Here is an 11,943-nt window from a genome sequence, read left to right on the forward strand (position 1 = left end):
AACATCGATACGTCGCGCACGATCGGACCCATCGATGATTGTCAATGGACGGAGTGGGGCATGTCGGATCTGCCAGTAGTCGTGATCGGTGCCGGCCCATTGGGTCTGGCCGCCGCCGCGCACCTCGTGGAGCGGGGCCTCGTGCCGCTGGTGCTGGAGGCCGGTGACGGTCCCGGGACGGCGGTCGACCAGTGGGCCCACGTGCGCACGTTCTCGCCGTGGCCGGAACTGATCGACCCGGCCGCCGCCCGGCTGTTGGCGCCGACGGGGTGGACGCCATCCGAGGCGGGGTATCCGACCGGTCGGGAGTGGATCGACGACTACCTCGCGCCGCTGGCCGCAGTGCTGGGGTCGCGCGTGCGGTATCGGACTCGGGTGGCTGCGGTGTCCCGGCTGGGACGAGACAGGTTGGTCAGCGCCGGCCGCTCCGATGCTCCCTTCGTCGTGCACGTCACGCAGCCGGACGGGACCGAGGCCCGGGTCCACGCGCGGGCGGTTATCGACTGCTCCGGGACGTGGGGCCAGCCCAATCCGGCCGGCGCCGACGGAGTTCCGGCTCTCGGGGAACGGCTGGCCGCAGATTCCGGGGTGCTGTCCTTTGTGCCGCCCACGCCGACAGAGGCCTCGGATGCGGCGGGTAAGCACGTCGTGGTGATCGGCAGTGGGCATTCGGCGATGACTGCGGTGATCCAGTTGGACGAGGTTGCGCGCCGCGACCCGTCGACAACGGTGACATGGGTGCTGCGTCGTGGGGTGGTCGGTGACACGTTCGGCGGTGGTGGCGCCGACGAGCTTCCGCAGCGCGGCGCGCTGGGTACGCGTTCCAAGGAGGCCGTCGATGCCGGCCGTGTCTCGCTGGTGACCGGTTTCCGTACCGAGCGCGTGGACCTTCTGCACGGACGCGCGGTGGTGTCAGCGGAGGACGGCCGCACGCTGGACCCCGCAGATCACGTCGTGGTGCTCACGGGTTTCCGGCCGGATCTGTCCTTCCTGTCGGAGATGCGTCTGGAACTGGACGCGATCCTGCAAGCGCCCGTCAAGCTGGCCCCGTCGATCGATCCGAACGAACACTCCTGCGGGAGCGTGGCGCCGCACGGCGCCGCCGAGTTGGCCCACCCGGAGCCGGACCTGTACATCGCGGGGATGAAGTCCTATGGCCGCGCCCCCACCTTTCTGGCCATGACCGGCTACGAGCAGGTCCGCAGCATCGCCGCCGCACTGGCCGGTGACCATGAGGCCGCGCGCCGGGTGGAGCTGACGCTGCCCGACACCGGGGTGTGCAACGGAGCTGGTCTGTTCGACGCCCCCGAGACCGAGGCCGCCGGTGGTGGATGCTGCGCTCCGGCGCCCGCAGCGGATCCGTTGGCCTTGTCGCTGCACCCACTTGGCGGATGACCGAGACGATCCGTCCCGGTCCGGGGTTGCGCGGGTTGCTCGTCGCCCTGTGCGTCACCGAGATCACCAGCTGGGGGGTGCTGTATTACGCGTTCACGGTGCTGTCGCCGGCGATCAGCGCCGACACCGGATGGTCCGCGCCGGCGGTGACCGCGGCGTTCTCCGCCGGTCTGGTGACATCGGCGCTCGCCGGTATTCCGATCGGGCGGTGGCTGGACCGGGTCGGCCCGCGCTGGATCATGACGGCCGGGTCGCTGCTGGGCGTCTGCGCGGTGGTCGCGGTGGCGACCGCACCGAATTTCGGCTGGTTCGTCGCCGCGTGGGTGTTCGCCGGAGTCGCGATGAGCATGGTGTTCTACGCGCCCGCATTTGCCGCGCTGACGCGGTTCTTCGGGGCGGTGGCGGTGCGGGCGTTGACAGTGCTGACGTTGGTGGCCGGTTTCGCCAGTACCGTATTCGCGCCGCTGACTGCGGTGCTGTCCGGTCACATGGACTGGCGGCAGACCTATCTGGTGCTGGCTGTGATCATGGGGTCGATCACCGTGCCTGCGCACTTCTTCGGGCTGCGCCGACCCTGGCCGGCGTCGTCGGCCACCCACCACGCGGAGTCGCCGACCCGGACCGCGCGGAGCGGGGCGTTCCTGGCATTGGTGGCCGCGTTCGCCCTGTCCGGGCTGGCCTCTTACGCGGTGATCGCCAACCTGGTGCCGTTGATGGCACAGCGCGGGATCGGCACCGGCGCCGCGGCGCTCGCGCTCGGCCTCGGTGGTGCCGGACAGGTACTCGGCCGGCTCGGCTATGAAACCCTGACGCGACGTGTCGGCGTGGTGCCCCGGACGGTGATCATCATGGCGGGTGTCGCCGCCACCACCGTGCTGCTGGGAGCGTTCGGCAGCTACGTGGCACTGCTGGTCGTGGCCATCGGTGCGGGTGTCATGCGGGGCATCATGACGCTTCTACAAGCCACCGCCGTCACCGAACGTTGGGGCCCAACCCATTACGGGCATCTCAGCGGCATCTTGAACGCGCCGATCATGATCGCCACCGCCGTCGGTCCGTTCGTCGGTGCCGCGCTGGCCAGCCTGCTCGGCGGCTACTCCGCGATGTTCGTGGCGCTGGGGGTGATCGCCGGCGTCGGGGCGGTGCTGGCGGTGGTAACCCAGCCGCGGGTCGGTCGGGTCCGATGAGTTCGTGGCGGTGGGCTTCGTCCTCCCCCCATGCCGACTGTGGTCTTCGGTTCGGTGCGGCCGGAGCGACCTCAGCTCACGGCGGCGGCGTTGGTGTCATCCTGTTTGCGGATACCGTCTCGCAGGAGTTGGTGTGCCGACTGTGCGTCTGTGGTGAGCCATAACCGAAGCAGATGTCGTCGCAGGGCGAGGTCCGTATGGTCGGTGTACTCCTCGCGCGAGTGCAGCACGGTCGTGTTGTTGAGCAGCTGGATGTCGCCTGGCTGGAAGCTCATCTCGATATGGAATGCCGGATCGTTGGCGATACGCTCGACCAAGCTCAACGCTTCGCGCTGGTCGTCGGTGAGGCGCGGCGCATCGGGGTGGCGTTGTGAGTCACGGATATACCAGGCAATGAAGAAGATTCGTGGTATCCCGTTGATATCGGAGATGGGCGCCAGTTCGAAGAATGGCGCCTCGCCCTGGCCTTGTTCCTCGTTGCGGTCCCACGGCATCGGCAGATACATGACATCGACAAGATGCGGGGCGCGGCGCAACATCTCGTTGTAGACGGCGTGCGCGCTGACTATCCGGGATTCGCCGCCGGTTTTTGCCGGCTGCAGGCACAGCAATCCGACGAGGTCGGAACCGTCGCTATGGAAGTCCTGACGCAAATTGGTCCGGTACTTGCGCACTCCTGGCTCTGCGGGCACCCGTTCGTCGCGGATATGCGTAATGAAGTTCGCGTCGCGGTCTTGCCCGACCGGTCGGCCCAACAGTGCACCCAGTCCTAGGTAGGCGCGCTCGATCTGGTGGTCGGTCAGCACGTCGATCGGGAAATGGCGCAGCCGCACAAATCCCGGGCCGTTGTTGAGAAGGTTCACCCAATGCGCTGCGCCAGTTCGGAAATGGGACTCCAGATCAGCGGCGGCTCCACCATGGCCGTAGGCGATGAGGGCCTTCTGGTCGTCGGCGGAGAGATCGAACGACCATGCGGCCTCGTCGGGGAAGGTTGCCGGGGTCCATACCGACGGCAAACCTGAGTCAACTGGTGATTTCACGAAACTGCTCCTCTCGATGGTGGTCGGTACGTGATCAAGCGCGCCGGTGTCAGCAGCAGGACGACAAGGCTCCGCGCAGCGCCTCCAAGGCCTCGACCTGTGCTCGGTAGTAGACGTTCGTCCCGCGCCGCTCCGAGGCCACCAACCCCGCCCTCTTCAATTGGCCCAGGTGGTGGCTCACGGTTCCGTCGGACAATCCGATCGCCGCCGCGAGGTCGCAGGTACACACTCCGTTGCCCCTGGCGGTGAGCAGGATCGACATCAACCTGATCCGTGCTGGATCGGCTAATGCCTTGAGACGCAACGCCAATTGCAGTGCCGTGTCCTCGTCCATCGGTGCCGCCGCGATCGGCGCACAACAGATGGGGGCGCTGACATCGATGACGGGCAACGCTTTGGGCATACCCTGCACTCTACGAACAATTTGATATATGTCAAATAGCTGTGCCCGGCGGATTCACCCGCGGGGTGTGGCTGGATGTACAGCAGCGCAGATGAGGCGGCGCCAGATGAAGCAATAACCGTGACCGCTCACGGGCGGACTGTTGGACCGGCAGAGCGCCCGCCGCTGCGGGCCGGGCCTTATCGGTCTCGACCCGGCGGACTCCGATGGGTGCGGCCGGGCGGGGATACCGGCCGCGCGGCGATGGGGTCACCCCCGTCACACTCGACGGTGCGCCGAAGGTGATCCGGGCAGTCCAATGCTGCATCCACTGGGGCGGCCAAGAGGTTGCCGACCTACTGCCTACCCGGTGTAGCAGAAGGGTCTCATCGGATCGACCGATGAGACCCTTCTGGCCAGCACTTCCGCTGTCGGGGTGGCGGGATTTGAACCCACGACCTCTTCGTCCCGAACCACGCCACCTGGGGTTTTGATGACGTTGGGTACGTTGGCCCGCGTAAGTTTTCCCAGCTCAGCTGCATTGGGTGGGTTGGCGCGCGCAGGAGTCGCGAAAATCTACTGCGGACTGCCTGCGGACTGAGACACCTTGGTGGTCAAGGCCGCCTTTGATTTACCGAGAGCGGGAACCTTGAAATCAGGATGTCAGTTTGGACGCTTACTCGACGGGCTTGCAACACCAGATCACGACGGATCCGCAACCAAAGATCACGTCTGCGAATGGACCTCGCGTTCCTCGCATTCCTCGCTTCCACTAGTAGTGCGTTGCTCCTTATTTCTGCGTGGCGGTGTCAGCTACTGGGGTCCGCGTTGCTTTGGAAGGCCACCAGCTGGCTTCGCGTAGAAGTGTGGCGATGGCGGGCACGGTGAGGGTGCGCACGAGGAAGGTATCGAGCAGCAATCCGAAGCCGATGATGAGGCCGGCTTGGATCATGATTGCGACTGAGCCGACCATGAGGCCGAACATGCTGGCGGCGAATATCAGACCAGCTGAGGTGATGACGGCTCCGGTGTTTGCCACGGTGCGCAGGACGCCGACGCGGATGTTGGTCCCGGATTCTTCGCGGAGCCGTGAGACGAGCAGCATGTTGTAGTCGGCGCCGACGGCGACGAGGATGATGAATGCCAGTAATGGTACGGGCCAAGCGATTTCGTAGCCCAGTCCCCATTGGAATACCACAACGCCGATGCCGAGCGAGGCGAGGTAGTTGAGCACGACGGTGCCTAAGAGGTAGAGCGGTGCCAGGAGTGCGCGCAGCAGTAGGACCAGGATGACGCCGACGATGATTATGGTGGCGACGGCCAGTTGTGCGAAGTCGGCCCATAGGAATCGTTGGATATCGGAGTTGACGGCGGGGAAGCCGGCGACGGATACGGTGGCGTCGGCGAGCGACGTGTTGGGTCGTGCGGTGTTGGCGGTGTCGGTGATGCGGCTGGCGAGCTCCATGGCTTCGACGCTGTAAGGGTCGTGGCTGCTTTCGATCATGAACCGCGCGGTCTTGCCGTCCGGTGAGAGGAATTGCTTGGCAACATCGGTGAATTGCCGGTTCTCGAATGCATTAGCGGGCAAGTAGAAACCGCTCGAGGAGTCGGAGTCCGCCGCTGCGCGTGAGGAATTCTGTAGTTGGGTGGCGATCTGGCTCATACCGGACAGCATTTCGATGTTGCTGTCGGCGAGGGTGCGGACACCGGTCGCGAGTGCTTGAGCGCCGGAGGCGAGCTGTCCGATTCCCTCCTGCAATCGGCGGAGATTGGTGGCTAGGTCGGCGGGGTCACCGAGGGCTCCGAATGCCTTGTCCAGCGAGGCGACTGCGTTCTGGACGTTGGAGAGGGTGCCACCAACGGTGGCATTGGTCGCGGGATCGTAGCGGTCCCCGAGGTCGGCGATCTGGTCGAAGAATCCGCTGTCGCGCAGGCTGACCAAAATCTTCACCTGGTCACGAATTTGGGCGCACTGCGGGGTGGCGGCACACCACGGTGAGGTGTTGAGCGCGCCCACGAGTGGATCGAGCTGGGTGATCGCGTTCTGCGCCTGGTTGGCCAGCGGTCGCAGTCCTGGGCCGGATTGGATGGCTTGGTCGACGGCGGGGGCGGTGGCGGAAAGTTGTTGCAGCAGTGGGCGGAACTGGTTGACCTGAGTTCCCGCGGATTGAGCTTGGGTGAGGATTCCGGCCAGTGGCGCGAGGGCGGTGCGCACCGTGCCATCGAGTTGGGCGAGGCCGTCGGCGAGCTGGTCGGCGCCGCCGGTGAGTTTGGCGAGGTCGTCCTTGCGTGAGTTGCCCTCGGCGACCGCGCCGGCCATTTTCTCGCCGATCTGGCCGTTCTGCCAGGCCAGTTCTGCTTGGTCGAGGCGCTCCCCGGTGGGGCGGGTGACTCCGGACACCCTGGTGACGCCGGGGATCTGGGAGACGCGAGAGGCCATCTCGTCGAGATCGGCCAGCCCCCTCCCGGTCCGCATGTCGGTCGGGTTCTCTACGACGAGGAACTCGCTGATGACGACGTCCTTGCGGAAGTGGCGGTCCAGAAGTTGGTAGCCCTGGTTGCTGGCCGTGGTGTCTGGTTGTCCCTTGCGGTCGTCGTAGCTGATTTTGATGGTCGCAGCGGCTGCCGACAGGGCGAGCAGGATGGCCAGGCTGACGATCAGCAGTGGCACCGGACGGCGGACCACGGCGACGGCGACGCTGTTCCAGTAGCGGCGGGTGCGATCGGATTTGGGTTCACCGATGCCGCGTTTGGCGGCTAGCGACAGCACGGGTGGCAGCAGGGTGACGGTCGCCAGAAATCCGAACAGCACGGCGATGGCACACGCGGGGCCCAGGGCGGCGAAGACGCTGAGCCGCGCGAAGACCATGGCCAAGAACGCGAGTGCCACGGTGGCGGCGGACGCCAGGATGACGCGCCCGATGCTGGCGGTGGCGTGGATGATCGCCTGATCGGCGGGTACTTGGGCGCGGCGCTGCTCGTGGTACCGGCTGATCAGAAAAACTGTGTAATCAGTTCCGGCGCCGAGCAGGATCGCCGTCATGAATGCGACGGTGAACTGGGAGACCGGCATGCCCATCTCGCCGAGGGCGGATAGCACGCCGCGCCCAACCGCCAGGCTCAACCCGATTACCAGCAGTGGCAACAGCGCGGTGAACACTGACCGGTAGACGATCAGCAAGATCAGGGCGATCACGCCGGCGGTAGCGATCGAGATCAACAGCAGGTCGTGCTCGGCGGAGGCGATCATGTCGCTGAAGGTCGCCGGTGGTCCCGTCACTTGGACGGTCGTGGTCGATCCGGTGAACACCTCCGCGGCGATGTCGCGCACCGCGTTCAAGGATTCGGCTGCCGTGGGGTCTCCGAGGGTGCCGGTGACACCGACGGGCAGATACCAGGCTTTGCGGTCGGCGCTGACTGCCTGAGCTTCGGTAATCGGATCGGCCAGCAGGTCCTGCACCAGCAGGACGTGGTCGCCCTCGGCCTGCAACCGGCGCACGAGTTCGCCGTAGCGCTGCCGTGCAGTTGGAGTCAAGCCAGTGGGGTCTTCCATGGCGACGAACACCATGGTTTTCGAGCCTTCTTCGCCGAACGCGGCGCTCATGCGGTCAACCGTCTGCAAGGACGGGGCGTCGCGAGGAATGAGGTCCACCGACTGTTGGCGCACCACGGTTTCCAGCTGTGGGAACAGCAGCGCGAGAACCACCGCGGCGCCTAGCCATACCCCGATGACGAGCGCTTTGTGTCGGAGGGTGAACCGGGCCAGGGTCGCCAACCGTTCGCTGTACTCGCGAGTGTCGGCCGGGTCGGTGGATCCGTTGGCGCGCCGACCAGGCCGCTTGGCCTGGCTTGGGGCATCTGCACTGCCGTCGGTCACTTGGCCTCCACTGGTAGCGATACTGCCGGTATCGGTACGCTACCGCACGTAGTGCAAGTGGTGACGGCGACCGGTGGGGGCCTCGCTCAAGAGCGTCATGAGTCGACTCCCTACGGGATTGCGGCGGGCCAGTCGGCCGCGAATACCTGCACGGCGTGCAGGGCGCCTCCTACCGCCACCGTCGCCAGTGCCGCACGATCACTGCTGGGGGCGGGAATGACGACAGCCGCTGCCACGTCTCTGAGAACTCGAAGTTTGAGCGTTCTGATCGTCAATCGCTGCCCTCCGCGGAGTCCTATGGTGGCACGCGCCCCCATTGGGGGCGGATGCTACCAAAGTGTTGCGACCTACTGTGGCTTGCCAAGATGGACATGTGCGGACGCGGTCGAAGAGATGGGGCGGGCGTACCGGTGCTGAACGCCGGGCGGAGCGCCGTCAGCGCCTCATTGATGCCGCGACGGAAATCTGGAGTGAAAGCGGTTGGGCAGCAGTCACGATGAGAGGAGTGTGCGCCAAAACCGGCCTGAACGACCGTTACTTCTACGAAGACTTCAAGACCCGCGACGAGTTACTTGTCGCTGCATGGGACGGCGTGCGCAACGAGATGCTCGGTGAGGTTTCTGCGACGCTCGCAGAACGCATCGGGCAGCCGCCGATGGAGACCATCCGCGTGACCATCGCCGCGGTGGTCGACCGGATTGCAGAGGATCCGGGCAGGGCGAAGATTCTACTGGCTCAACACGTGGGCAGTTCCCCGCTTCAGGATCGGCGCGCTGTCGCACTGCAGGAGGCGACACACCTGGTGATCGCAGCCAGTGAGCCACACCTGAGGCCGGAAGCCGATGAAACCGCCCTTCGGATGGACACACTGGTGGCCGTTGGTGGCTTCGTCGAATTGATCACCGCATGGCATGCAGGTTTGCTTGACGTCATCCAGGGGGAGATCGTGGAGCACACGAGTCGGCTTGCCGAGACGCTCGCCGAACGTTATTTGGTCGACGACGCTGGCCTCTAATGTTGTACAGCGGCGTTCATGTGTTCAGTCCGGAATGAAGCAAGCGGAGGCACCTCGACATTCGCGAAGCGCGGCCGGGAGGCGCCAGAAGCTAACTCTGAGGTTTGGCTTTGGTCGTGGCCGACTCGACTGCGTTCTGCAGCAGCACATAGCTGCCGAGGCTGCCCAGGAAACCTGCGCAGTGCTGAACGAGTTCATCGGTGGTGAACTCGAGTTCTCCGTCGAGCCAGCGGCGCAAGACTTCGAATAACCCACCCACACCCAATGTCGAGGCCAAATGGGCAACGCCCACTGCGGAGTCGGCGATGTCAAGGTGAAGTCTGGCCTCACGCAATACGAGGTCGGTGAAACCGGTCATCATGTCGCTGCGTAACTCCCGAAGCAGCGGCTCCGTTGCAGATTCCACGAACAAGATCCGACCCAGTCGAGGATCATTGTTGATCATGCTGACCAGCCCGCGGATCGGCGCGTACGCGAGCACCTCGGGTGGGGCGCCGGCATCGGGGATCGCGTCAACTATCACCTCCTGGAAGGTTGCGTAGAGCTGCTGGTAGACAGCTCGCAAGAGGGCGTCTCTGTCAGGGAAATGCTGATAGAAGTAGCGTGACGTCACGCCGGACTCAGCGCATACGGCAGTCACCGTGGCGGCGGCAACGCCGTGCGTGCCGATCAACTCCATCGCGGCCTCGATGAGACGCGTGCGCCTGTTCCGGTGACGCTCCTCGGCGGACATCCCGCTGTACACCCGCACCGATCGCACAACGCATAGCTTGCCATCTAATTCTGACTAGGCGTAAAGTCAGATCATCAGTGCCCATGACAACAGGAGAACAACATGAGCGACGATTCGTCCACACGGCCCACCACGCGGGTCGTCCCGAAGCCCCGCCGTGTCCGATTCGACATGCCTGCTGAGACCAGTCGGCAGCACTTCGTCGATGGCGACTTGGTGATGAGCCACTTTGTGTCCACCTTGTCGGCCACGTTCCCCGAAGGCGAAGACTTCTTCATCCGGTCAGTCCGCGAGTACCGGGACCACATCAGCGACGCTGACCTGAAGGAGGCGGTCAAGGGATTCATCGCTCAAGAGGCCACCCACCGGCACCAGCATCGGCTGCTCAACGATCGCCTTCAAGCGATGGGCTATCCCACCGAGGGGATCGATCGGCATATCAAGAAGTTGGTTGGCCGACTCGAGAAGCGTTTTTCTCCCAAGATGCGCCTGGCTGTGACGGCAGCCCTCGAGCACTACACGGCGACATTCGCCGAGATCATTCTCACCAGCGACGAAGCTCAAGAACTGATCGGCTACACCGAGGTGCGGCCGATTCTGCTTTGGCACGCACTGGAGGAATGCGAGCACAAGGCCGTCGCTTTCGATGTCTACGAGACGGTCGGTGGAAGCGAACGCACCAGGGTCTGGGGAATGCGGATCGCCAGTCTCCTATTGTTCACCGAGTTGGTCATCCAGACCACCCGCTCTCTGGCCGGCGATCGTGCCGCCTACAACCCGGTGCGGTTGCTGCGCAGCCTTCGAGCCTTCCGTCATAACCCGCTGTTCAGCCGAGCAGCGATTGAGCGCTTCCGTTCCTACACCCACGCCGGGTTCCATCCCGACGACTGGGATAGCGCAGAAATCCTCGAACGTTGGACCAAGGAACTCTTCGACGCCGATGGCGGCCAACAGCTACGGAGTAACGTGTAGGTCGACAAGTACTTTTGTGGTGAAAGCCGCCATATGGAACGACCTCTTCACGAAGAAGTGCGTTGCGCCGTGGCCGCATCGCGCGTTCAGGCATTCCGCTGATGCGGGCGGAAGGGCCATTACCGCCGTCCCGTCAGCGTCCGAAGACGTCCCGGCAAATCTGCACACAAGTTGGCGCCGTGTCAGCGAGCGCGCATGTCTTCTACGAATTGCTGTCCGGAGTTGCGATGCCGTTCGCGTCGGTGATTGGTCCGGTGCCGGCAGCGACGGGTTGGGGCATGAGCACCGCAGTAGTACTTCGCATGGCGGAACGTGCCGATAAGCGTCACGAGGCTGTCCTCGGTGTTGTGAACGGCCTGTTCCTGACGACCGTGTTGGCTCACTTCATACACTGGCCGAAGCGCTGGAGATTTGGTGTGCCAAGCCTGTCCGAGTGCGAAGGACTATGCGGCCCAATCCTGGTGCCTTACAACGGTATTCTTTACATTTCGGGGCTCAGTGCTGTAGCCGGATTGCTGGAGAATGGTCGCCGAGGTGCGGTCCGTGGTGCGATCGTCCCGCTGCTGGGTGTTCCAGTTCTCCTTCGACTGCAGCGGATGGAATTCCGTCGGCTCAGTCTTCAGGCCCGGCGCAATCCTCGGTGGTGGAATCGCCGTCTGCAGATGCAACCGCCCGACCGTTCGACATCGTCAGATCCCGACCAACAGGTGCTAGGGGCAGAGTCATAGCACGGAGTCGACATGGCGAGCCGATCACCCTTCAGTCAACGGAGGGTCGAACTCCGTCAGGGGGCCATCCTTCGAGGCCGTCTTCTAGCGGCACGTGCAAGGACCGCAGCAGCGCTGAGAACAATCTCCAATTCCCGATCGCGGCGACGAGTTCGACGAGGACGGCCGGGTCCCCGTGCAACGCGCGCTGACACTCAGCCCAGGTTTCATCCGAGATGGTGCCGTCACGCAACGTCTCGTCTGTCGCCGCCAGTACCGCCCGCTCGGCTTCGCCGAAGTGGCCGGCGTTCTGCCAGTCGCGCACCCCGAGCAGGTCGCGTTCGGGCACATCGAGCAAGCGGGCAACCCTCCAGTGTTGCGTCCACTCATAGACCGAATCAGTGACCCAGCCGATTCGCATGATGATCAGCTCCCGTAGCCGCGCATCCAGCGCGCCTTTCCACAGCAACGCCTCCAGCATTCCATGCAATGCGACGGCTACAGGGGGCTGATGAAGCGCGATCCTGAAAACAGACAGTTCAGCCATGGCGTCCGGAATCCCGCATTGAGCGGCGCGCTCGCGGGCATCTGTCAGGGCAAGCATGTCAACCCGGCTTTGGCTGCTCACGGTGGAT

General features: G+C 64.5%; 10 protein-coding genes. 5 read left to right on the forward strand and 5 right to left on the reverse strand.

Annotated features, from left to right (window positions below; all coding sequences use genetic code 11):
• The first annotated feature begins 60 nt into the window (after nt 1-60).
• Entirely contained in the window at nt 61-1,395 is a 1,335-nt protein-coding gene (locus A7U43_RS05630) for an NAD(P)-binding domain-containing protein (protein WP_067992156.1), read from the forward strand.
• Nucleotides 1,392-2,582, forward strand: a complete 1,191-nt coding sequence (locus A7U43_RS05635) for an MFS transporter (RefSeq protein WP_067992159.1) — start codon at nt 1,392-1,394, stop codon at nt 2,580-2,582. The genes A7U43_RS05630 and A7U43_RS05635 overlap by 4 nt, the downstream gene beginning before the upstream one ends.
• Nucleotides 2,583-2,653: 71 nt before the next feature.
• On the opposite strand, the gene A7U43_RS05640 is transcribed toward A7U43_RS05635, so the two are convergent.
• The 3 genes from A7U43_RS05640 to A7U43_RS05650 form a co-directional block, all read right to left on the reverse strand.
• On the reverse strand, nt 2,654-3,622 hold the full coding sequence (locus tag A7U43_RS05640) for a TauD/TfdA family dioxygenase (RefSeq protein ID WP_067992160.1): 969 nt from the start codon (nt 3,620-3,622) through the stop codon (nt 2,654-2,656).
• A gap of 49 nt (nt 3,623-3,671) precedes the next feature.
• Complete coding sequence (locus A7U43_RS05645) at nt 3,672-4,025, reverse strand: Rv2640c family ArsR-like transcriptional regulator (protein WP_068001983.1); 354 nt, start codon at nt 4,023-4,025, stop codon at nt 3,672-3,674.
• A gap of 769 nt (nt 4,026-4,794) precedes the next feature.
• On the reverse strand, nt 4,795-7,881 hold the full coding sequence (locus A7U43_RS05650) for an MMPL/RND family transporter (RefSeq protein ID WP_067992162.1): 3,087 nt from the start codon (nt 7,879-7,881) through the stop codon (nt 4,795-4,797).
• 373 nt (nt 7,882-8,254) lie between these two features.
• Between A7U43_RS05650 and A7U43_RS05655 the strand changes: the two genes are divergently transcribed.
• Complete coding sequence (locus A7U43_RS05655; protein ID WP_085981140.1) at nt 8,255-8,896, forward strand: TetR/AcrR family transcriptional regulator; 642 nt, start codon at nt 8,255-8,257, stop codon at nt 8,894-8,896.
• Between the two features lie 91 nt (nt 8,897-8,987).
• On the opposite strand, the gene A7U43_RS05660 is transcribed toward A7U43_RS05655, so the two are convergent.
• Entirely contained in the window at nt 8,988-9,629 is a 642-nt protein-coding gene (locus tag A7U43_RS05660) for a TetR/AcrR family transcriptional regulator (RefSeq protein WP_011895470.1), read from the reverse strand.
• A 102-nt stretch (nt 9,630-9,731) separates the two neighbouring features.
• Here A7U43_RS05660 and A7U43_RS05665 point away from each other — a divergent pair, with 102 nt between their 5' ends.
• Both A7U43_RS05665 and A7U43_RS29610 read left to right on the forward strand, forming a co-directional pair.
• On the forward strand, nt 9,732-10,601 hold the full coding sequence (locus A7U43_RS05665; protein WP_011895469.1) for a metal-dependent hydrolase: 870 nt from the start codon (nt 9,732-9,734) through the stop codon (nt 10,599-10,601).
• A gap of 179 nt (nt 10,602-10,780) precedes the next feature.
• Nucleotides 10,781-11,329, forward strand: coding sequence for a hypothetical protein (locus A7U43_RS29610; protein ID WP_052537336.1), 549 nt, complete (start codon nt 10,781-10,783; stop codon nt 11,327-11,329).
• A gap of 31 nt (nt 11,330-11,360) precedes the next feature.
• On the opposite strand, the gene A7U43_RS05670 is transcribed toward A7U43_RS29610, so the two are convergent.
• On the reverse strand, nt 11,361-11,936 hold the full coding sequence (locus tag A7U43_RS05670) for a carboxymuconolactone decarboxylase family protein (protein WP_041800308.1): 576 nt from the start codon (nt 11,934-11,936) through the stop codon (nt 11,361-11,363).
• Nucleotides 11,937-11,943: the final 7 nt, after the last annotated feature.

The sequence above is a fragment of the Mycobacterium adipatum genome (genome assembly GCF_001644575.1).
In the GTDB taxonomy this organism is placed as follows: Bacteria; Actinomycetota; Actinomycetes; order Mycobacteriales; family Mycobacteriaceae; genus Mycobacterium; species Mycobacterium adipatum.